This window comes from Paraburkholderia atlantica (genome assembly GCF_000092885.1).
In the GTDB taxonomy this organism is placed as follows: domain Bacteria; phylum Pseudomonadota; class Gammaproteobacteria; order Burkholderiales; family Burkholderiaceae; genus Paraburkholderia; species Paraburkholderia atlantica.
Map to the genome: position 1 here is coordinate 1,645,400 of NC_014118.1, position 21,828 is coordinate 1,667,227.

Below are 21,828 nucleotides of genomic sequence, written 5' to 3' on the forward strand. Positions count from 1 at the left end.
CTAGGAAGTGATAGACAGAGCGTTGGCATTCGAGGCCAGCGCAAATCCGCGCGACGGCGACGGCGTCGGTCCGGCACGACGCAACCCCGCGACCTTCGTTTTGCGATACGACCGAGAGTATATGCGCGTTTTCCACTAAATGTGGGTAAACAAACAGGTCGAGGGACCCTGCCGAAAAGGCTCGATCCCCGACTGACAAGGGTTTGCGGCCGATTACCTAGGTCTTAAGACAGATATCTTATAGATGACTTGCGGCATATTATTTTTGGCTAAATGCGAATGGATCGCATTGAGGAGCCGCAAATCACGCTCGCTTCAGCGGCCGCCGTTCCCGCAGGTCCGCGCTTCGTGCGCTCCGACGTCCCGTGCCGGCGCCGTCGACGGACGGCGCACCAGCGTCCACAGCAGCGTCGCGCCGATCAGATCGCCGAAACCGAGCGCGACGAAAAACGGCGTATAGCCGACGCGACTCACGAACCAGCCCATCGTCATCGTGAACGCGAAGTTGCCGAGCCCCGCGACGAGCGCGGCGAGTCCGGTCACCGTGCCGACTTCGCGGCGCGGGAACAGATCGGCCGACATCGAGATCACGGTGATCGACAGCGCCTGATGCGCGAAGCCGCCGAGGCACAGCAGAAACACCGCCATCCCCGGATCGTGGACGAAGCCGACGCCGGCCATGCCGATCATCAGGACCGCGGCCAACGAGAATGCGATGCGCTTGCCGTTGACGATCGGCACGTCGAAGCGGCGCTTCAGCCACGCCGACAGCGGACCACCGACCATGCAGCCGAGGTCGGCCGCGACGAACGGCAGCCACGCGGTCAGCGCGATCGCCTTCAGATCGAAGCCGCGCGCCTGGTACAGGTAGAGCGGCATCCAGTAGACGAGCGTGCCCCACACCGGATCGGCGCAGAAACGCGGCAGCGCGATGCCCCAGAAATTGCGCTGTTTCAGGATCTCGAACACCCTCGGGCCCGCACTTTTCGCGGCGCGCGAACCGGCTTCCTGCGTCACGCCGATGTAGCCCGCCTCCTCGCGCGACAGCGCCGGATGACGGTCCGGATGCCGATAGAGCCACAGCCACAGCACGGCCCACGCGAGTCCCAGCCCGCCGACGATCATGAACCCCACGTTCCAGCTGTAGTGCAGGATCGACCACGCGATCAGCGGGGGCGCGAGAATCGCGCCGGTGGAGGTGCCGAGGTTGAACACGCCGGCGGCGGTGCCGCGCTCGTGCGACGGAAACCAGGACGCGGCCGCGCGCATGCCGCCCGGAATGAACGCCGCTTCTACAAGACCGAGCATGCCGCGCAGCACGAAGAGCCCGATCCAGCCCGAGGCGAAACCATGCGCGGCGCAGATCAGCGACCACGCGACGCCGCACAGCGCAAAGCCCATGCGCAAGCCGACCCGATCCATCAGATAGCCGGTCAGCGGCGCGCCGATCGGATACATGACGAGAAACGCGCCCGTGATCCAGCCGTATTCGTGCGTCGAAATGTTCAGATGCTGCAGCACCGTCGGCGCCGCGACGCTCAGCGAGCTGCGCGCGAGATAGTTGGTGATCGTGCCGAGCGTCAGCAGCCCGATCATCCACCAGCGCAGGCCTTTAACCTTGATAGTCATCGGTGCCTTGTCTCCTCCGTGCGTCGTGCGTCTGCCGTCGAAGCGCGCCGTGCCGCGCACGAATTCTTCGTGCGGCAGTTTGCCAGCCGCATACGGTTCCAGCCAGTGCAACGCGGCACTGCAAGGCGTTCGTCTTTACGCGTTTTGCGATAGCCGATACTATTAAAAAATCATAGGAAAACGTTATCCTCTACCGATGAAGAAGGGTGCCACCATCCGCGACGTCGCGGCCGCCGCGGGCGTGTCGGTCGCGACCGTATCGAAGTACATGAATGGGACCCAGCGCTTTACCCCCGCGGTCGAGGCGCGCCTGAAGGAGGCGATCGAGCAGCTCGGCTACCGTTCGAATCCGCTCGCGCGTTCGATGATCACCGGGCGCACGCGCACCATCGGTCTCGCGATTCTCGATATCCGCAATCCGCATTTCACCAACATCGTGAAGGGCGCCAATCGGGTCGCGCTTCAGCACGACTACACGCTGCTGCTAGTCGATACCGAAGAGAGCCAGGAGCGCGAACAGACGCTGATCGAGTCGCTCGCGCAACGCGTCGACGGCATGATCGTCAGCTCACGGATGCCCGACGATTCGGTGCAATGGCTGCTCGATCTCGGCAAGCCGGTCGTGCTGTTCGGGCGCAGCTCGCGCTTTCAGATTTCGAGCGTCGGCACCGACAGCAATCTCGCCGGCTATATGCTCGCGAACCATCTGCTCAAGCTCGGTCACAAGCGCATTGCGTATCTCGGCTTTGGCCGCTCGCGCTGGAACGACGAGCGCATTCGCGGCATTCGCAATTGTCTCGACGAATACGGGCTGTCGCTCGACGTTTACGATGCGCAAAGTCCGTCGGCCGCGGCCGGCGAGCGCGCGTGTTCGGGCCTGATGCTCGGCCCGAAACGACCGGATGCCGTGATCTGCTACAACGATCTGATCGCGCTCGGCTTTATCAAGGAAGCGCGCGAGCTGGGCTTCTCGTTGCCGCGCGATGTTTCGATCGCCGGGTTCGATAACGTGCCGTATGGCGAGTACGCGTCGCCGGCGCTGACCTCGGTGGACTTTCAGAGCGAGAGGATGGGTGAGCTGGCGATGATGAAGCTGCTCGACGAACTGCACGGCAAGAGCGAAGCAAACGCCGGTTATTCGATGCTCGATCCGCATCTGGTGGTGCGGGAGTCGACGGTTAGGCGGCAGGTGGGGGAGGCAGTGGACGAGGATGCTCGCACGCGAAAGAGTATGAGTGGGATGCGGGCGGCGGAGTGATTGGGTCACTCGCCGCGCACGCGGCCTGGGTCATATCGTCTTTGCCGTCATTCCAGAATCGTTTGAAGGCGAGCAAGCGCGTGCTCGACCACCTCGGCGGGAGCGCGCTCGACTTTGCGTGCGCCGCATTGCTCGAGGTCCAGAGTGCGAACCATGTTCGCCAGAGCGACCCCCTGAGTTTCTGTTCCTGAACCCGAGAGCGGTACTGCGAACCCGGCGTATCGAGCGAACTCACCGCCTTGCGTGATCGCCTTACCCCTCGCGTCCCAGGAACTCAACCACCATCCGGTTGAACTTGTCCGCATGCTCCCACTGCGCCCAATGCCCGCAGCGGCCGAACACATGCAGATCGGCGTTGGGCATCCCGGCGACGAGCCGCAGGCCGACGTCCATCGGCACGAAGCGATCGTCGCGACCCCAGATCACGAGCGTCGGCGCGGCCACTTCGCCAAGGCGCGGCCCGTAGTCGTTGAACTGCTTCGGATTCGCGGCGAGGCTCGCGACGAAATTTTCGAGGTGGTCGCGCCGCGCCAACATATTCGCGAGACGCGCCTGCATCAGGTCTTCGGTCAACGCTTTGGTGTCGAACACGAAGACGCTCATCATCCGCTGCAGATTCTCGATAGTCGGGTTGCGGTACAGCCCCTGCAGAAGCTTGATGCCTTCGGTCGGCATCGGCACGAACTGGCTCGGGCCGCCGGTGCCGCCGCCCATCAGCACGAGCTTGCCGACGCGCTTAGGTTCCAGCAGTGCGAACGCGACCGCGCTATGCCCGCCCATCGAGTTGCCGATGAGATGCGCGCGTTCGATATCGAGCGCATCGAGCAACGCTTTCAGGCAGCGCGCGTTGAGTTCCGAGCGAGAACCCTTGCAGACGATCGGGTCGCTCTTGCCCCAACCGAGGCAGTCCATCAGGATCACGCGATAGCCCGCCGCGACGAGCGGCTCGACGTTGCGATTGAAGTTGGCCCAGCCGGTCGCGCCCGCTCCGGAGCCGTGCAGCATCACGACCGTCTCCTTGCCCTGCCCCACGTCGTTGTAGTGCAGTTGCATCTCGCGGCCATCTTCCGTGATCCGGACGAATCTGCTGGTCGCTTCTTCACTGATCGCCACGGCTTGCGTGTTGGTATTGCTCATGTCGAATTCCTTTCTTTCACGAGTTAAGTGACTGCGGGCCGCGGCCGACGGCAGACCCGCCCGGTATTTCACGCCGCAAAAACTACTGCGCGGCCGCCGCGGTATATCGAAGCGTCGAGCGATTCACGACGAGCCATGCGCCAATCGCGGCAAGCGCGATCAGCGGAATGCTCGCGCCGAGCAGCACGCTCGCGCCCTGACCGATCGCGAGCAGTTGCCCCGCGATCAAAGGTCCGAGGATCGAGCCGAGACGGCCCACCGCCACGGCCGCGCCGACACCGGTGCCACGCACTTCGGTCGGATACAGGCTGCTTGCCAGCGCGTACAACACCGACTGGCCGCCGACCAGGAACAGCCCCGCGAGCAGACCGCCCCACGCCATCGACGTGCCGCCGTTCGCGCTCAGCAACGCGCCAAGCGCAACCACGATGCCGACATACATGCCCGCGACCGTGCGGCGCCGGCCCATCCGGTCCATCATGCCGGCGATCACGATTGCGCCGATGCCGCCGCCGATGTTGAACATCATCTGCACGACCCCCGACTGCACGCGCGTCAGACCGCGCGTCAACACGAGCGACGGCAGCCAGTTGATCAGGAAATACAGCACGATCAGCGTGCCGAGATAGCTGATCCACAACGCGATCGTCGTGCTCGCGCGTCCTTCCTGCCACAGTGCGCGCGTCACGCTAGCGGCTGCATCGCGCCGCGCGTCCGTGGTTGCACGCGCCGCGACGAACTGCGCCGACTCGCGCAGGAACAGCGCAAGCAACGGCAGCACCAGCAACGGCCCGAACCCGCCGACGTAGAAGATATGCCGCCAGCCCTCATCGCCCGGGCTGATGATCCCGACCACCGCCGCGAGCGCCGCGCCGAACGGCATGCCGCAGTACATCGCACCGACCGCGGTGTTGCGCTGATGCGGCGGCGCCGCTTCCGAACACAGCGCGATCAGATTCGGCATCGCCGCGCCCAGACCGAGCCCGGTCAGAAAGCGCGCCGCGAGCAGACTGTTCAGGTCCCACACCTGCGCGGTCGCGAGCGAGAAGAGACCGAACAGCGCGACCGACCACATCAGCACGCGCTTGCGCCCGAGCCGGTCGGCGAGACGTCCGCCGATCGCGGCTCCGGGCAGCAGCCCGAATGCGCCGATGCTGAACGCCCAGCCCATCTGCGCGACCGCGAGATGGAATTCGCGCGCCATGCGCGGTGCAGCGAGGCCGGTCGCTTGCAGGTCCACGCCTTCGAGCAGCGCGACGATCAGGCAGAGCCCGATCGTCAGCGCGCCGTTGGCGAACGGTTTCGTCGACTGCGATGTTTGCGTTGCTTGTGTTGACTGCCGCATGAATGTCTCCAATGTTGAATCAGCGTCGCTCTTGCGGCGACCTTGCTGGATGAAATGAACGCCGCGGGCGGCATGCGGCGCCGCCGCGCAGCGTCTGAGTCATGAAGCCGCTGCGTCGGTTGCGCGTGCGCGCTTCAGATCCAGTGCGACGTCGACGATCATGTCTTCCTGGCCGCCGACCATACGGCGCTTGCCCAGCTCGACCAGAATGTCGACGGTCTTCAGGCCGTACTTCTTCGCGGCCACTTCCGAATGACGCAGGAAGCTCGAATACACACCCGCATAACCGAGCGCGAGCGTTTCGCGGTCCACGCGCACCGGCCGGTCCTGCAGCGGACGCACGATGTCGTCGGCGGCGTCCATCAGCGTGTAGAGGTCGGTGCCGTGATTCCAGCCCATGCGCTCGGCGGCCGCGATGAACACTTCGAGCGGCGCATTGCCCGCGCCCGCGCCCATGCCCGCGAGCGATGCATCGATGCGATCGCAGCCTTCTTCCACCGCGACGATGGAATTGGCCACACCCAGCGACAGGTTGTGGTGCGCGTGCATGCCCGTTTGCGTTTCGGGTTTCAGCACGGCCTTCACCGCGCGGAAGCGGTCGCGCACGTCGTTCATCGTCAGCGCGCCGCCTGAATCGACCACATAGATGCAGGTCGCGCCGTAGCTCTCCATCTTCTTCGCTTCGATGGCGAGGTTCTCCGGCGTGGTCATGTGGCTCATCATCAGGAAGCCGACGGTGTCCATGCCGAGTTCGCGTGCGTATTCGATGTGCTGCCTGGAAATGTCCGCTTCCGTGCAGTGCGTCGCCACGCGGACCACGCGTGCGCCCGCGTTATACGCAGCCTTCAGATCGTGGATCGTGCCGATGCCGGGCAGCAGCAGTGTCGCGATCTTCGCGTGCTTGACCACGTCGGCGACCGCTTCGATCCATTCGAGGTCGCTATGCGCGCCGAAGCCGTAGTTGAAGCTTGAACCTTGCAGGCCATCGCCGTGCGCGACTTCAATCGAATCGACTTTCGCCTTGTCCAATGCGCGCGCGATGTCCTGCACGTTCTGGATCGAGTACTGGTGGCGAATGGCGTGGCTGCCATCGCGCAGCGTCACGTCGGAGATATACAGTTTCTTGTCCATGCGGGAAGTCTCCTTGATCCTCTTATGCCTCTGATGCCTGCACGAGCGCCTGCGCCATGCGCTCGGCGGTCGCGAGCGCGGCCGAAGTCATGATGTCGAGATTGCCGGCATAGGCGGGCAGGTAGTGCGCGGCGCCTTCCACTTCGAGGAACACCGAAGTCTTCAGACCACTGAACTTGCCGAGGCCCGGAATATTGAGCGGCGCGTTAGCGGGGATTTCGTCGAACTGCACCTTCTGCTTCAGGCGATAGCCGGGCACATAGGCGTGAACCTTCGCGACCATCGCCTGGATCGACTGCTCGACCTTGTCGAGGTCGGCCATCTCCGACAGCGTGTAGACGGTGTCGCGCATCATCACCGGCGGTTCGGCCGGGTTGAGTACGATGATCGCCTTGCCTTTTGCCGCGCCGCCGACCACTTCGATCGCCTTCGAAGTCGTCTCGGTGAACTCGTCGATATTCGCGCGCGTGCCTGGGCCCGCCGACTTGCTGCTGATCGACGCGACGATCTCCCCGTAATGCACGTTCGCGACGCGAGACACGGCTGCGACCATCGGGATCGTTGCCTGACCGCCGCAGGTGACCATGTTCACGTTCGGCGCGGCGAGGTGTGTGTCGAGATTGACGACCGGCACGCAGTACGGCCCGATCGCCGCGGGCGTCAAGTCGATCAGGCGAATGCCAGGCTTGCAAGCGCGCAGGAACGCATCGTTCTTCACGTGTGCGCCGGCCGAGGTCGCGTCGAACACGAAATCGATGTCTTCGAACACGGGCAGACGCGTCAGACCTTCGACGCCTTCATGCGTGGTAGCAACGCCAAGCCGCGCGGCGCGCGCGAGACCGTCGGAGTTCGGATCGATGCCGACCATCGCCGCGACTTCGAGATGCTTGCCGTGACGCAGGATCTTGATCATCAGATCGGTGCCGATGTTGCCCGAGCCGATGATCGCGGCCTTGAGTTTTTCGGATGCCATATGTGTCCCCAATCGAGTGCTTGCTGTATTACGCGAAAGTCGCGCGGACGCTGCCGAGGCCGTCGATCTGCGCGCTGAAGGTGCCCGGCTGCGCGACCGCGACCATCGGGCCTAAAGCGCCCGTCATCAGCACGTCGCCGGCACGCAGCGGCGTGCCGAGCCGGACCATGCGATCCGCGAGCCAGGCAGCGGCGTTCAGCGGATTGCCGAGACACGCGGCGCCATTGCCGCGCGACAGGACTTCGGCATCCTTTGACAGCGTCATCGCGCAGGCCGCGAGATCGATATCGCGCAGCAGCACCGGGCGGCCGCCGAGCACGAAGCGCGCGCTCGACGCGTTGTCCGCGACCGTGTCGACGAAACGGATGTTCCAGCCCTCGATGCGGCTGTCCACCACTTCGATCGCCGCGACCGCATACGCGGTTGCGCGCATCAGATCGGCATACGTGTGGCGCTCGTGCAGCAGATCGTGTTCGAGCACGAGCGCGATCTCCGCCTCGACCTTCGGCTGGATCAGCTCGCCAAGCGGAATCGGCTGGCTATCGCCATACGCCATCGATGCGAACAGCGCGCCAAAATCGGGCTGATCGACACCGAGTTGACGCTGCACCGCCGGCGACGTGAGTCCGATCTTGCGGCCGACGATGCGTTCGCCCGCCGCGACGCGCGCGGCCACGTTGGCCTGCTGCACCGCGTACGCGAGCTGCTCGGCATCGGCGGGGTTCGACAGTTCGACGAAACGCGCGTCCTCGCGCAGTGGCGCGATGGTCACGCGCGTACGTTCCGATTCGCGCAGGCGCAGGGCCAGCGCGTCGAGATTGCTTTGAGTGCTCATAGCGGTTCCTGATTGAGTTAGACGTGGGCAGTCACGGGTTGCGCGTGCATCGCGCCGAAGCCCGCGATCCATTCGGGGATCGGACGGTAGTAATCGAGCGACGCGCGATACGGGCCGCTCGCGTTCAGCGCGCCGAACGCGGCGATCCACGTGCGGATTTCGTGCGCCGATTTACCGCCATCGCGCGTGATCGCGTTGTTGGTCAGGCCGTCGAGCGCGGTGAGTTCACCGTCTTCAAGCAGCTTCAGGAACGCGCGGTCCCATTCGGGATTGAGCAGATGCAGACGGCTGTCGCCCGCGGTGAACGCGCGCGCCGCCGCGATCGTGCGTGCCTGCCGCGCCGCGCGCGACTCGGCCGACGGATTGCGGCCCGCGATCAGACGCTCGGCGACTTCCTCGCTCGCGCCCGCAAGTTCCGGCACTGGGGGCTCGTGTGAGATGCCGCCCGAGCCGATCACGAGCACGCGTCGATCCGAGCGTGCGAGCGCGCGGCCCAACGCATCGCCGAGCAGACGCGCGCGGCGGCAGGAAGCCATCGGCGCGGCCACCGAGTTGATGAACACCGGCACGACCGGATATCGATCGAGTCCGCCGGTCAGAATCTCCAGCGCTTGCGCGCAACCGTGATCAACCTGCATGCGGTAGGAGACCGCGACGTCGACGTCGCTCGCGAGCACCGCTTCGGCCAGTTCGAGCGCGGTATCGGCGGGCACGTTCAGCGGACCGGCGAGGCTCTTGAAGTCGCCGATCGCGCTCGCCGATGCGCCGATGCAGAACGGCGGCATCACGTCATAGAAAAAGCCGTTGTAATGATCGGGCGCGAACACGACGACCAGTTGGGGATCGAACTCGACGACGCGCGCACGCGCCGCCGCATGCACACGCTCGACTTCGGCGACGACTTCGGGCGCGGGATCGTAATAGCCGTGCAACGGCGTGTGCGACAGGCATTCGAGCAGCATCGGCATATCAGGCTCCGGCGGTTGCGAAAGCGGCAACGGCATCGCGCGCGAACGCTGCTGCGTTGCTGGCATCCGCCACCTCAGCACGCATTGCCGCGTCGAGATGCAGCTTCTGCGCGAGTTCGACGACCAGTTGCGACACCTGCTGCGGCGAGCCCATGCCCGCGACGAAACGATCGGGACGCAACAGCACGACCGATTCCGGCACTCGCGTGAACCAGTCCTTCAGCCGCGTGTTCACATCGCCGATGGCAATCACGTCCTCCGGCACGTCGTCATGAAAAGACAGTTGCGTGTCCGGCTTCGCGACCACGAAGCAGCCGCCGAGCCGCTGCCAGATCGCGCGCGCTTCCTCCGACAAACCGAAGGTCGGTTCCGCGCCCCAGCCGACGATCGCGAAGCGGTTGCCGAGCACATCGTCGAGCCGCACGACCTCGCCGCTCGCCGTCCGTACGCGCGGCTGAATGAACATGCGGCCGACCGGCGAATGACAATGCGGGTCGCGCCCATACACGAGACGTCCGAGGCGCGATTCGCGCTTCTCGCTCATCAAACCTAGCAGGCGGCCCGGCGCCGAATGGCCCGAGCGTTCGAGCACTCGCGCGAGCCGGCCACGCTTGCGCGGCGTGTGCGCGAGCAGCACGACGCCGCTTTCATAGCGCGGCATCGGCTTGAAACGCATTTCGACGAAGTAGCGCTTGACCGCCGGAAACCAGTTGAACGTACGCACGAACGCGTCGCGGAACTTGATGCCGAAGCGGCTCGTCGGCGCGAAGATGTCGCCCGCCACTTCGGACAGGTGAATCATCGAGCGCGCATGCGAACGGCGCTCGGCGGTGTAGGTATCGAGCAGCGCATCGCCGGCGACACCCTTGACCACCATCGCGAGTTTCCAGCTGAGGTTGCTCGCGTCGCGAATGCCGCTGTTGTAGCCCTGCCCCTGCCACACCGGCATGATGTGCGCGGCGTCGCCGGCGAGCAGCACGCGGTTCACGCGGAAGCTGCTCGCGAGGCGTGCGTTGTGCGTGTAGACGCGCTTGCGGATGTAGTCGACCTTGTCCGGCTCGGCGACGACCTTGCGGATCAGCGCGGCCATGTTCTCCGGCTTCGACAGCTCTTCCTCGGTCTCGCCCGGCATCACCATGAATTCGAATCGGCGAATGCCGTGCGGCAGCGCGGCCGACACATACGGTCGCCGCGGATCGCAGTGCATGTACACGTGCGGTGAGCCGATCGGATCGTTGCGCACATCGACGACGATCCACTGATTCGGCTTCGTACGGCCCTCGAACGGCACGTCGAGCGTGCGGCGCACGAAGCTGTTACCGCCGTCCGCACCGACCATGTACGACGCGCGGATCGTGCGGCGGCCGCTCTGCGCATGTTCCGCTTCGATCGTGACGCCGCTGCCGTCCTGGGTGAACGAGTTGACGGTGTGGCCGAACAGCACCTCGACGTGCGGGAAGCGTTGCAGGCCGTCGTACAGCACGCGATCGGCCAGCGGCTGAATGAATGCATTGCGGCGCGACCAGCCGAATTCGTCGGTGCGCGGTTCGATCGATGCGAAGCAGTGACCGTTGCTGGTGACGAAGCGCATCCAGTGATCGGGAGTTGTGTGCGGCAGTAATGCATCGGCAAGGCCGACGGTCTGGAACACGCGCAGTGCTTCGTCATCGAGGCCAATGGCGCGCGGATAGTCGATGATCTTGTCGAGCTTTTCGATCAGCACGACGCGTACGCCCTGCAGGCCGAGATAGTTGGCGATCATCAAACCGACCGGGCCGGCGCCGATGATCGCGACGTCGGTGGTGACGGTTACGCTGTGGCCTTGCGCGGCCACCGGGTCGAGCGATTGGGGCATGGTGTCTCCGTATGTCGACCAGGGTGACCGGGTCGAGCTATTCACGGAGCGCGGCAGGCGGGAACCAGCGGTGCCCACAGCGAAAAAATCGCCTGCGGGCAACGGCTCGCGTCTCCATGAAATCGTTGATTTGTTGGCAGTCTAGGACCGCCCACCTGCCCGCTCAACAAAATGTGGAAAATGTGCATAGAATGCACACAGTTGATTTGATTGAGGTTTTAAGTGACCAGGTACACGAATGTGCGAGGTCTGTCGCGTGGCTTGCAGGTGCTGCAAGCACTCAACTCGATGGACAGCGGCCGCGCGACGAGCCAGCAGATCAGCGAGCTGACCGGCCTGCATCGCACCACCGCGCGGCGGCTGCTCGAGACGTTGATGGAGGATGGCTTCGTGCGGCGCAGCGCGTCGGACGACAGCTTTCGGCTCACGCTGAAAGTGCGCGCCCTGAGCGAAGGCTTCACGGACGACGAACGCATCGCGACGATCGCGCCGCCGGTCATGGGGCGTCTGCTGCAACGCGTCGCGTGGCCGTCCGATCTGACCACGCCCGACGGCGACGCGATGATCATCCGCGAGACCACCCACCGCTTCAGTACGCTGTCGTTTCATCGCGCGATGGTCGGCCGCCGTTTGCCGATGCTGCTCACCGCGGCGGGCCGCGCGTACTTCGCGATGTGCCCCGATGAAGAGCGCGAGGACATTCTCGATCTGCTGCGCGCGGGCGCCGGTGGCGAGGAGCAGAAGGCGCTCGCGTCGAACGACGCGTTGATCCGCAGTCTGGTGAGACGCGTGCGCTCGGATGGGTTTGGCTCGAATCACGGCGACTGGGCGGACCAGGGGAAGATCGGCGCGGTGGCCGTCGCGATCGTGTTCGAGGAGCGGGTGCTAGCGAGCTTGAACGTGGTGTTTCTGTCGCGCGCGGTGTCGCTCGCGGAAGCGAAGCGGCGCTATGTGCCCGAGTTGCAGACGGCCGCGCGTGAGATGGTCGAGGAACTCGCGGTGCAGACCAACGCGAAGAGCGGAGCGGGTAAAACGCGCGCGGCGCGCGAGCGGAAGTCGTGAGGCCGCTTTCGAAACCTTATCGAGATGTTAAGAGATCGATCCGATAAAGGTATTCGTAAGCCGTCTGGCATCTTGGAACCGCGTGCGAATGCGCTTTTATCGCGCGGTCATCTCAGGCAGCGCATTGTCCTGCACCAGGTCCGCGGTGTTCTGCGCGAAACGGTACGAAATGACGACGGAAATGGAGACGAACGCGGCCAGCGGCAACAACAGCCACCACAACAAGCGTCCGCGCAAACTGCCTGAAAACACGATGTGCCGATCCTCTTGTGCTCGATGCGACCCACCCGGTCAGCCCGCTTTCAAGGCTTCACGTCAGAGACGAACTGATTGGTAAACGTGCGCGACAGATCGATGTACCGCCCCTTCACCGCCGGATTGAAACTCGACAGTACCTTCAGCACCGTCTGCGGACCGTCGGCGGGCATCTTGCCGTCGACGGTGTACATCGGCAGCGAAGCCTGCAACGCGCTGATATACAGCGCCCTGTCGTTGCCGACGTCTTCTTTTGGCATCAGCGCGGCGATCTGTTCCGCGCTGTGGGTATGCATATAGCGCAGTGTCTTGACGAATGCGCGCGCGAGTTTCGCAGCTTCGTCGGGATGCGCGTCGAGCCACGTGCTTTGCACGTAGAGGCTCGACGCCGGATACATGCCGCCGAGCGCGGCGCGCGTGCCGTCGACATTGCGCATATCGACGAGTACTTTGGCGTCGCCCGCTTTCAATAGCTGAGTGACGGTCGGCTCGGTCGTCATTCCCGCGTGAATACGTCCTTGCCGCATCGCGTCGATGAAACTGCTGTCCGCGCCGACCGGCAGCAGTGTGTATTGCGTGGACGGCACGCCCGCGCGCTGCGCCAGGTATTGCGTCAGAAAACTCGTCGAGGAGCCGAGCCCTGTCACGCCGAGCGTTTTGCCGCGCACGTCGGCCATGCTCCGGATCGAAGCGACCGACTTCGCCGCGACCAGTTGCACTTCGCCGGGCACCTGACTGAACACGACGATCGTCTTCACTTCCTTGCCGCGTGTTTGCAGATCGATCGTGTGATCGTAAAAGCCGACCACGCCCTGCACCGCGCCGGCGAGCATTTCGTTCTCGCCTTCTATTCCAGTCGGCTGCGACAGCAGTTCGACGTCGAGCCCTTCCGCCTTGAAATAGCCGAGCTGTTCGGCAAGACGCGCCGGCAGATAGATGAGCTTGTTGGTGCCGCCCACCATGATCGCGAGTTTCTCCGGCGCGGCGGCTTGCGCAGGCGTCGCAACCCTCGCGAGCGCGCAAAATGCGAGCGACGCCGCGACCGCGGCATAGGCCGCGCGCGAGAAACGCGTCGAGGAAAGCTTCATTGCGGGTGTCTCCGTTATCTTGCATCCGGGCGCCGCGCGGATCGCCTGCCCGTGATTCTGAAGGGACGAACCCTTCCCGATGCTTTCAGGGCGGTACCTGTTGCGCGAACCTCGGGTGTCCCGATCACTTCGGCGTCGCGCGCGGAAAGGTCACGGCGATATCCACGCCCTTGCCGCCCTCGCCCGTCTTCAGCACGATCTCGCCGTGATGCGCGTCCGCGATTTCGCGCACGATCGCCAGACCGAGGCCCGTGCCTTCCGTATCCGTCGACGCGCGAAAGAACGGCTCGAACACGCGGCTGCGCGCTTCGGCCGGAATGCCGGGGCCGTTGTCGGTCACGCCGACCGTCACCGTATTGGCCTCCGTATCCGCGCTCACGGCGACCGTCACGTGACCGCCGCTGCCCGTATAGCGAATCGCGTTCTCGGCGAGGTTCGCGATCAGTGCCTGCAACAGGCCGCGATGTCCGAGCACTGGCGCCGCGCCGTGCAATTCCGCGCCCAGATCGATTTCGCGCGCCTGCGCGAGCAGCCCGAGATCTTCGACGACCTCCATCGCGAGCGGCACCAGATCGACGCGTTCCATTGCGAGTTGCGAGTTGTCGGCGGCCTCGGCCTGCGCGAGCAACAGCAGCTTGTTGGTCAGACCGACCATCGAGCGATTGCTTCGATGCATCGCGGCAAGCGCTTCGTCGAGCGCGGGATTGAGGCCTTCCTGCTGCCGCGCGAACTGCAGTTGCGTGCCGAGCAGCGTGAGCGGCGTGCGCAACTGATGCGCGGCGTCCGCGATGAAGCGCCGCTGCGCCGCCACCTGCACGCCGAGCCGCGCGATGCACTGATTGATCGCGTCGACGATCGGCCGCAGTTCCGAATGCAGACGCTCGACGCGGATCGGTTCGAGCTGCATCGGATCGCGGTCGGCCACCTCGTCTTTCACCTTCATCAACGGGCGCAGCTCGAACGTGAGCCCGATGCAAACGAGTGCGACCGCCAGCGCGATCATTTCGAGCTGGCGCACGAGTTGCGGCCGCCACAGCTGTTGCGTCATCGCGTCGCGCGAGCGCACGGTCTTGCCGACCGTCACGCGCACAGGGCGCGTCGCGCCGTTGTCGTACATGAACCGCACGATGTCGACCGCGCGCACCTGCTGGCCGTGCAACTCGGTGTAGTACGAATCGGGCACGTCGGGCGCGCGCAGCGGACGCGGCGGAAAATCAGGCGTACCCGCGAGCAGCCGCCCATCGTCGACACGCACGCTGTAGAACACCTGGTCGCGATATGGCGACGCGAAGATCTCGAGCGCGGCGGGCGGTACATCGACGCGCAGAAAGCCGTCGCTCCATTCGACCTCGCCCGCGATCATCCGCGCCGACGCGACCAGCTGGTTGTCCTGCACCAGATTCGCGGTGTGCCGCGCGTTGTCGTACTCGGTTTTGCCGGTCACGAACACATAGAGCGCGAGCGGCACCAGCAGCCACCACAGCAGGCGTATGCGCAGACTATTGGACATCGTTACTGGTCGTCTTCCCGCTTGCGCAGCAGATAGCCGAGCCCGCGCAGCGTGACGATCGCAGCCGAGCTGCCATCGAGCTTCTTGCGCAGACGCGAAATGTAGATCTCGACCGCGTCTTCGCTCGGCTCGTCGGCGAGCGTGAAGATCGCATCGACGAGCGCGGGCTTCGTCACCGTCTTGCCGAGGCGCAGGATCAGCGCTTCGAGCACCGAACGCTCGCGCGGCGTCACGTTCAGTGGCGCGCCCTTCAGCGTGAACTGACGGGTGTCGATGTCGAACGACAGGTCGCCGCACACCACCTCGCTCGCTTTCGACGGCGACTGCCGCCGGATCGCCACCTTGATGCGCGCGATCAGCTCGCGCACCTCGAACGGCTTCACCAGGTAGTCGTCGGCGCCGGCGCCGAGCAGTTCCACCTTCTCGTCGATCGAGCCGCTCGCGGTCAGGATCAGCACCGGCGTCGCGTCGCCACGCTGACGCAGCCGGCGCAGCACGTTCTTGCCTGACAGCTTCGGCAGGTTCAGGTCGAGCAGGATCACGTCGTAGTGATTGGTGCGCAGCAGGCGGTCGGCTTCATCGCCGTCCTGCACGGCGTCGAGCGCGAAGGCTTCCTGCTCCAGCATCTTCGCGAGCCAGTGCGCAAGCGTGGGGTTGTCTTCGATCAGCAGCAGCTTCATGGCGGGAACGGCAAAAGTCAGGTCGTCGATTGTGCCTTAAAACAAGGGGTCTGCGCGCGTGCAGTGTGGTCTACAGCATACGTCCAGTGGCTGCCGCGAGCGCGGCGGCGATTCGCTGGCAATTTCGGCGCGGCGTCGGCCCATCGTCGGGTTAACACCCATGTTTTGCGCCAAACCCCGAAAGCTGCCAGAAGGTTTCGCGTTTCTATAATCGCTGCCATTCACCCAGAAAAACGCCGCGCACGACCATCGCGGCGACCCACCTAAGGAGACTGCTTCATGCGTACCTTGCGCCAGCTTGCCGTTGTGTCAGGAGTTGCGTTCGCCGTTGCCGCCGCTTCGGCCGCAGCACATGCCGAGAAGATCACGATCATGGTCGGCGGCGCCACCAAGATCATCTATCTGCCGGCCAAGCTCACCGAGCAGCTCGGCTACTTCAAGGACGAAGGCCTCGACGTCGAAATCCTGTCGCAACCGGCCGGTGTCGACGCGGAGAACGAACTGCTCGCGGGTGCGGTGCAAGGCGTGGTCGGCTTCTACGATCACACGATCGATCTGCAGAGCAAGGGCAAGGAAGTGCAGGCGCTGGTCGTCTTCGGCCAGGTGCCGGGCGAAGTCGAAATGGTCTCGACCAAGGCGGCCGATTCGCTGAAGAGCATGGCCGACGTCAAGGGCAAGACGCTCGGCGTGACCGGCCTCGGTTCGTCGACGAGCTTCCTCACGCAGTATCTCGCGCAGCGCGCGGGTGTGCCGTCGACGCAATACACGATGTTGCCGGTCGGCGCGGACAACAGCTTCATCGCCGCCGTCAAGCAAAGCCGCATCGACGCCGGCATGACCACGGAGCCGACCGTTTCGCAACTGCTGAAGACCGGCGACGCGAAGGTGCTGGTCGATATGCGCACGGTGGACGGCACGCGCGCCGCGCTCGGCGGCACCTACCCCGCGTCGAGCTTCTACGTGCAGCGCGCGTGGGCCGAATCGCACAAGGACGACGCCGCGAAGCTGTCGCACGCGTTCGCGAAGACGCTGAACTTCATCGCGACGCATAGCGCCGAGGACATCGCCGCGAAGATGCCGAAGGACTACTACGGCAACAACAAAGACCTGTACGTGAATGCGCTGAAGGCGTCGCTGCCGATGTTCACGAAGGACGGCAAGATGCCCGCCGACGGCCCCGACACGGTGCTGAAGGTGCTGTCCGCATTCAATCCGTCGGTGAAGGGCAAGCATATCGATCTCGCCAAGACCTACACCAACGACTTCCTGTCGGCGCCGGTCAAGACCGCGTCGAAGTAACGCTTCATTCATCTTCACAGAACTGCGAGGCACCCGCCGATGAATCAACCTATGTCACGCGAGACGCCAGCGATCGAAATGCGCAACGTGTCGTGCCGTTTCATTTCCCCGGACGGCAAGGCCACGATCGCGCTGCGCGACTTCAGCATGTCGGTGGCACGCGGCGAATTCGTCGCGGTGGTCGGTCCGACCGGCTGCGGCAAGTCCACCACGCTCAGCATGATCACCGGCTTGCTGAAGCCGACCACCGGCGAAGTGCGCGTGATGGGCGCGCCGGTGGACGGTATCGATCCGCGCATCGGTTTCGTGTTCCAGGCCGATGCGGTGTTTCCGTGGCGCTCGGTGCTCGACAACGTCGCGGCGGGTCCGCTCTATCGCGGCCGTTCGAAATCGGCCGCCTACGACGAAGCGAACGAATGGCTGCGCCGCGTGGGCCTCGACAAGTTCGGCAAGCACTATCCGCATCAACTGTCCGGCGGCATGCGCAAGCGCGTCGCGCTTGCGCAGACCTTCATCAACAAGCCGGAAATCCTGCTGATGGACGAGCCGTTCTCGGCGCTCGACATGCAGACGCGCACGCTGATGCAGGACGAGCTGCTGCAATTGTGGGGCGGCGTCGGCTCGGTCGTGTTCGTCACGCACGACCTCGAAGAAGCGATTGCGCTCGCCGACCGCGTGTTCGTGCTGACCGCACGCCCCGCCACGCTGAAGAAAGTCTACGAAATCGATCTGCCGCGACCGCGTATTACGTCGGAGATTCGCTACGACTCACGTTTCATCGAGATTTCGCGCGATATCTGGCATGACCTGCGCGAAGAAGTGCAGATCGGTTAATCAAGGAACGGCAAACATGTCTACACCCTCTCAACAGATGATGCCCGCGGGCATCGACGCCGCGTCGCTCGCTCACGTCGAGCGTGTCGCGCAGAAGAAGATCCGCCAGCGCCAGGTTCTGGTGATTTCGCTGCGCATTCTGGTGCTCGTGGTCGTGCTCGGCGGCTGGGAACTGTCCGCGCGCCTGAAGTGGATCGACCCGTTCTTCTTCTCGATGCCGAGCGCGATCTTCGAACAGATCGTCGACTGGTTCGTGAACGGCACGTCGCAAGGTCCGCTGCTCACGCAGGTGTGGGTCACGCTCGAAGAGACAGGCCTCGGCTTCATCATCGGTTCGGTCGCGGGCATCGTCTGCGGCATCGTGCTCGGCCGCAACAAGCTGCTCTCCGATGTGTTCAGCCTGTACATCAAGATCGCTAACTCGATTCCGCGCGTCGTGCTCGGCTCGGTGTTCGTGATCGCGCTCGGGCTCGGCATGGCGTCGAAAGTCGCGCTCGCGGTCGTGATGGTGTTCTTCGTGGTGTTCGCCAACGCATTCCAGGGCGTGCGCGAAGCGGACCGCTACATGATCGCGAATGCGCAGATCCTCGGCGCGTCGCGCCGCCAGGTGACGACCTCGGTCGTGATTCCGTCGGCGCTGAGCTGGATTCTCGCGAGCCTGCACGTGAGCTTCGGCTTCGCGCTGGTCGGCGCGGTGGTCGGCGAGTTTCTCGGCTCGAAGCAGGGTATTGGTCTGCTGATCTCCACCGCGCAGGGCGCATTCAATGCGAGCGGCGTGTTCGCGGCGATGATCGTGCTGGCGGTGGTCGCGCTTGCGGCCGACTACCTGTTGACCGCGGTGGAGCATCGATTGTTGAAGTGGCGGCCGAGTTCGGTTTAAGCCACCGCAGCGCAAATCCTCAAACAGTAGTTCGCTTCACCGATGCCGCTCGGTCTTCTGGACTGAGCGGCATTTTTATTCGCTAACTCCCATCCTGTCTCCCGCCAGCAAACTGTTTTTCCTGATACGTTGGCCGGTCCGCAACACTTCTTTCTTTCAATCCCCTCACCTGAAGTCAACAGCCGCCTGCCCGGCCGCTTCCCGCGCCATGGCACGCTCGATGCATACCCACCGCGCAAGTCAGGCGATCGCCAACATTGATCGCCGATCGAAGCGAGGTGGGTCATGTCGAGTGCACAGGGTCAACGTCGGTCGATGAACGGGTTCAGCGGTGCGGTCATACGCGCCAACGCCGCGAATCGCCGCCGTCGTCATCATTCCAGCGGATTCGTGCTGTTCGGCTTGCATACCGCCGGTGTGATCGGTCGCGGGCCGAAGCGGCTCTGGCCGTATGTGTTGCCGTGGTTGGTCATCTTGCTGACGATCGGTTCCATCTGCCTCGTCGCGCGCGGCGTGCTCACGCGTCAATTGCTGGTGCCGCCGGTGGAGACGCCGCAATCGTTGACCGAGCGCGGCTATACGTCGAACTTTGTCGCCGAGCGGATCATGTCGGCGATGAAGGAGATCGGGCGGGACGCCCAATCGATTCCGCACGACACGATGACTAGCAACGACGCGCAGCAGGACATCCAGATCCCGGGTCAGGAGTTGTCGTATGCAACGACGGTGCGCTTCATCAAAGGCCTGCTCCACCGCGAAGATGTCGCCGTGCACGTCGGCATCACGAAGACGAACAACAGCGCGGATTCGTATGTGGCTCACGTGCAGATAGAACATGGCCCGTTCAACGGCCGCGAACGCACGGTGCCGTTCGAAGGGCGCGACCTCGAAAAGTTCGTGCACGACATCGCAACCATGGCGATGCGCCTCGCCGAACCTAACATCCTCGCCAGTCATCTGTTCACGCAGGTGCAGAAGACCAAATGTTCGCTCGCGCAATGCGACTATCGCGACATCGTCGGGATCTATGACGAAGTCCTGGCGCTGCCCTCATCCGAGCAGGCCCAATGGGCAGTCGCGGGCAAGGCGTGGTTGCTCGACAGTCAGCAGCGTTCGAAAGAGGCCGAGCAGCAGATCCGCGAAGCCTTGACTCAGTACAAGGACTCGGCGGTGCTACGTGCGAGTCTCGGCATCGCGCTCGAACAGCAGAACCGCATCGACGATGCGCTCACGGAACTGCGTGCCGGCGCGAACGAAAAGTCGCGCACCGCTGAAAACCTTCGGCTGCTCGGCGATGTGCTGTTGCATACGGACCAGCACGATCGCGAAGCACTCGAAGCATTCAGGCAGGCCGCCGACATGAACCCCGAATCCGTCGACACGCTGCACGACTGGGCCGAGGCGCTCGTCAAAACCGGCCACGAAGACGAAGCGATCGAAAAGCTCTCGCGCGCCGTTGCGTTGCGTCCCGACCTCGCGCCATCCTATGCGGAATGGGGCCGCGCGCTGGAACACAAAGGCGCTTTGCGCGAGGCCGCGCGCAAGTACGCACAGGCATTGCAACTCGACGCCGGCACGCTGTCGGCGCGCGAACGCGATCTGGCGCTCTCGACGGACGCATCGCCCGACGAAGCCGACACCCAAACATCGAGGCCTGACCCGCGCGTCAAGCCCGTTTCGAATCCGATGACGTCGTATCCGCTGCGGGCCTCGCTCGACACGGTACGCGACGCCGTAGGACAGGCGATGCGAGCGGCCTGAGCCGCGCGCATCGCCATTTGAGTTGGCAACACAGCCGAACAGGAGACAGTTCGATGGACAGTTTCGAAGATGCATTCAAAGCCTTGATCGGAAACGAAGGCGGGTACAGCTTCAATCCCGCCGATCCGGGCGGCGAAACGATGTGGGGTGTGACGGCGCGCGTCGCGCGCAGTGAGGGCTATAACGGCGCGATGAAAGACCTGCCGCTCGAAACCGCCCATCAGATCGCCAAGCGCAGGTACTGGGACCCGTTGCATCTCGACGAACTCGATCCGCGTGTGGCCTTCCAGATTTTCGATGCGAACTACAACGGCGGCCTCGTCGTGCTGTGGATGCAGAAAGCGTCGGGCGCCAAGGAAGATGGCAAGTTCGGCCCCGACACGCTCGATGCGGTCAAGAACGCCGATCCGATGAAGTTCGTGATGCGCTTCGCCGCCTATCGTCTGCGGTACCTTCGCAACCTGCACTCGTGGCCGAGTTTCAGCCGCGGCTGGACCGAACGCATGGCAGCGAATCTTCTCCTGGGAGCAGCATGATGGACTGGACTAAAGTAGCGACGAACATCAGCAGCACCGCCCCGCTTCTCGCCGGGCTCGTGGGCGGTCCGGTCGGCCTCGGCGTGACCGCCGCGGCCGCGATCATCTCGCACGCGCTCGGCACGCCGAGCGACCCGGCCTTCGTGGAACCCGCGTTGAACGACCCCGGCGCGCTCGAAAAACTTCGCCAGGCCGAAACCGCGAATTCGCTGCAATTGCAGCAGCTGATGGTGACGGCCGCGCAGTCGAGCCTCGCGCACGACGCCGACATGGCCCGCATCGCGACGAGCGACACCGCGAATGCGCGCGCGATGGGTGTCGCCAATCGCGACTGGGTCCCGAAGGTGCTCGCGATGGCCGTCACCACCGGCTTCTTCGGCATCTTGCTGCTGATGGCGTTCCAGCCTCTGCCGGGCACCAACAAGGATCTCGTCAACGTGATCGTCGGCGCGTTGGGAACTGCGTGGATCAGCATCATCGGCTATTACTTCGGCACGTCGGTCGGCTCGATGCGCAAGACCGAGCTGCTCGCGAAGCCAAGTGTACCGATCACGGCCGATAGCGCCTTGACGTTGCGCGAACCGGCGTCGCAGTCGGGACCGCACGCACCGGCGGCGGCCGCGCCGTCCGGCGACCACTTTCCGTCGTTCGCGCCGGGCGGGCAAGGTCCGATCTTCTCTGGCGGCAGTTGAGTCGATGCCAGGTTGAGCGAATCATGCACGCGACGAGATACGCCGAGCGTCGCGTGCAGGTCCGTTTCAAAGTAGCGCTCTTTCGCCAGCACGCGTTTTG

At 64.3% G+C, this 21,828-nt stretch carries 20 protein-coding genes and 1 pseudogene; 8 read left to right on the forward strand and 13 right to left on the reverse strand.

Annotated elements, in window-relative coordinates; genetic code table 11:
- Window positions 1-315: 315 nt before the first annotated feature.
- Window positions 316-1,629 carry an MFS transporter gene (locus BC1002_RS23425; RefSeq protein ID WP_049870286.1) on the reverse strand — a complete coding sequence of 438 codons (1,314 nt, stop codon included), beginning with the start codon at window positions 1,627-1,629 and terminating at the stop codon, window positions 316-318.
- A 196-nt stretch (window positions 1,630-1,825) separates the two neighbouring features.
- On the opposite strand from BC1002_RS23425, the gene BC1002_RS23430 reads away from it, so the two are divergent.
- Window positions 1,826-2,887 (forward strand): LacI family DNA-binding transcriptional regulator, encoded by a 1,062-nt coding sequence (locus BC1002_RS23430; RefSeq protein WP_013092478.1) that lies wholly within the window; start codon window positions 1,826-1,828, stop codon window positions 2,885-2,887.
- 47 nt (window positions 2,888-2,934) lie between these two features.
- Here the strand turns inward: BC1002_RS23430 and BC1002_RS39025 are convergent.
- From BC1002_RS39025 to BC1002_RS23465, 8 genes and pseudogenes are all read right to left on the reverse strand, one after another.
- Window positions 2,935-3,135 (reverse strand): annotated as a pseudogene (locus BC1002_RS39025) (type II toxin-antitoxin system PemK/MazF family toxin); the annotation flags it as partial.
- 4 nt (window positions 3,136-3,139) lie between these two features.
- On the reverse strand, window positions 3,140-4,024 hold the full coding sequence (locus BC1002_RS23435) for an alpha/beta fold hydrolase (RefSeq protein WP_013092479.1): 885 nt from the start codon (window positions 4,022-4,024) through the stop codon (window positions 3,140-3,142).
- Between the two features lie 82 nt (window positions 4,025-4,106).
- The gene (mhpT, locus tag BC1002_RS23440; protein ID WP_013092480.1) at window positions 4,107-5,369 is read right to left on the reverse strand and encodes a 3-(3-hydroxy-phenyl)propionate transporter MhpT; all 1,263 of its coding nucleotides are present in this window, start codon (window positions 5,367-5,369) and stop codon (window positions 4,107-4,109) included.
- A 99-nt stretch (window positions 5,370-5,468) separates the two neighbouring features.
- The gene (gene mhpE / locus BC1002_RS23445; RefSeq protein ID WP_013092481.1) at window positions 5,469-6,500 is read right to left on the reverse strand and encodes a 4-hydroxy-2-oxovalerate aldolase; all 1,032 of its coding nucleotides are present in this window, start codon (window positions 6,498-6,500) and stop codon (window positions 5,469-5,471) included.
- A 22-nt stretch (window positions 6,501-6,522) separates the two neighbouring features.
- The gene (locus BC1002_RS23450) at window positions 6,523-7,473 is read right to left on the reverse strand and encodes an acetaldehyde dehydrogenase (acetylating) (protein WP_013092482.1); all 951 of its coding nucleotides are present in this window, start codon (window positions 7,471-7,473) and stop codon (window positions 6,523-6,525) included.
- Between the two features lie 28 nt (window positions 7,474-7,501).
- Window positions 7,502-8,308 (reverse strand): 2-keto-4-pentenoate hydratase, encoded by an 807-nt coding sequence (locus BC1002_RS23455; RefSeq protein ID WP_013092483.1) that lies wholly within the window; start codon window positions 8,306-8,308, stop codon window positions 7,502-7,504.
- 17 nt (window positions 8,309-8,325) lie between these two features.
- A complete protein-coding gene (locus BC1002_RS23460; RefSeq protein WP_013092484.1) occupies window positions 8,326-9,276 on the reverse strand; it encodes a 3-carboxyethylcatechol 2,3-dioxygenase in 951 nt (316 codons plus the stop codon).
- Between the two features lies 1 nt (window position 9,277).
- Window positions 9,278-11,131 carry a bifunctional 3-(3-hydroxy-phenyl)propionate/3-hydroxycinnamic acid hydroxylase gene (locus tag BC1002_RS23465; protein ID WP_013092485.1) on the reverse strand — a complete coding sequence of 618 codons (1,854 nt, stop codon included), beginning with the start codon at window positions 11,129-11,131 and terminating at the stop codon, window positions 9,278-9,280.
- Between the two features lie 222 nt (window positions 11,132-11,353).
- Here BC1002_RS23465 and BC1002_RS23470 point away from each other — a divergent pair, with 222 nt between their 5' ends.
- Window positions 11,354-12,193, forward strand: coding sequence for a DNA-binding transcriptional regulator (locus tag BC1002_RS23470; protein WP_013092486.1), 840 nt, complete (start codon window positions 11,354-11,356; stop codon window positions 12,191-12,193).
- 96 nt (window positions 12,194-12,289) lie between these two features.
- Here BC1002_RS23470 and BC1002_RS37885 read toward each other — a convergent pair whose 3' ends face one another.
- The 4 genes from BC1002_RS37885 to BC1002_RS23485 form a co-directional block, all read right to left on the reverse strand.
- A complete protein-coding gene (locus BC1002_RS37885) occupies window positions 12,290-12,445 on the reverse strand; it encodes a Two-component sensor kinase domain-containing protein (protein ID WP_013092487.1) in 156 nt (51 codons plus the stop codon).
- Window positions 12,446-12,495: 50 nt separating this feature from the next.
- Window positions 12,496-13,536, reverse strand: coding sequence for an ABC transporter substrate-binding protein (locus BC1002_RS23475; protein WP_013092488.1), 1,041 nt, complete (start codon window positions 13,534-13,536; stop codon window positions 12,496-12,498).
- Window positions 13,537-13,660: 124 nt separating this feature from the next.
- Window positions 13,661-15,046, reverse strand: coding sequence for a sensor histidine kinase (locus tag BC1002_RS23480; protein WP_013092489.1), 1,386 nt, complete (start codon window positions 15,044-15,046; stop codon window positions 13,661-13,663).
- A 2-nt stretch (window positions 15,047-15,048) separates the two neighbouring features.
- Window positions 15,049-15,726: a response regulator gene (locus BC1002_RS23485; RefSeq protein WP_013092490.1), complete on the reverse strand. Its 678-nt coding sequence runs from the start codon at window positions 15,724-15,726 to the stop codon at window positions 15,049-15,051.
- Between the two features lie 279 nt (window positions 15,727-16,005).
- On the opposite strand from BC1002_RS23485, the gene BC1002_RS23490 reads away from it, so the two are divergent.
- The 6 genes from BC1002_RS23490 (at window position 16,006) to BC1002_RS23515 (ending at window position 21,728) form a co-directional block, all read left to right on the forward strand.
- Complete coding sequence (locus BC1002_RS23490; protein WP_013092491.1) at window positions 16,006-17,025, forward strand: ABC transporter substrate-binding protein; 1,020 nt, start codon at window positions 16,006-16,008, stop codon at window positions 17,023-17,025.
- A 39-nt stretch (window positions 17,026-17,064) separates the two neighbouring features.
- Window positions 17,065-17,859, forward strand: coding sequence for an ABC transporter ATP-binding protein (locus tag BC1002_RS23495; protein ID WP_013092492.1), 795 nt, complete (start codon window positions 17,065-17,067; stop codon window positions 17,857-17,859).
- Window positions 17,860-17,875: 16 nt separating this feature from the next.
- On the forward strand, window positions 17,876-18,739 hold the full coding sequence (locus BC1002_RS23500; RefSeq protein ID WP_013092493.1) for an ABC transporter permease: 864 nt from the start codon (window positions 17,876-17,878) through the stop codon (window positions 18,737-18,739).
- A gap of 285 nt (window positions 18,740-19,024) precedes the next feature.
- Window positions 19,025-20,500: a tetratricopeptide repeat protein gene (locus tag BC1002_RS23505; RefSeq protein WP_013092494.1), complete on the forward strand. Its 1,476-nt coding sequence runs from the start codon at window positions 19,025-19,027 to the stop codon at window positions 20,498-20,500.
- Window positions 20,501-20,553: 53 nt separating this feature from the next.
- The gene (locus tag BC1002_RS23510; protein ID WP_013092495.1) at window positions 20,554-21,036 is read left to right on the forward strand and encodes a glycoside hydrolase family 108 protein; all 483 of its coding nucleotides are present in this window, start codon (window positions 20,554-20,556) and stop codon (window positions 21,034-21,036) included.
- Window positions 21,036-21,728 (forward strand): hypothetical protein, encoded by a 693-nt coding sequence (locus BC1002_RS23515; protein ID WP_013092496.1) that lies wholly within the window; start codon window positions 21,036-21,038, stop codon window positions 21,726-21,728. Before BC1002_RS23510 ends, BC1002_RS23515 begins: the two co-directional genes overlap by 1 nt.
- The last annotated feature ends 100 nt before the right edge of the window (window positions 21,729-21,828 follow it).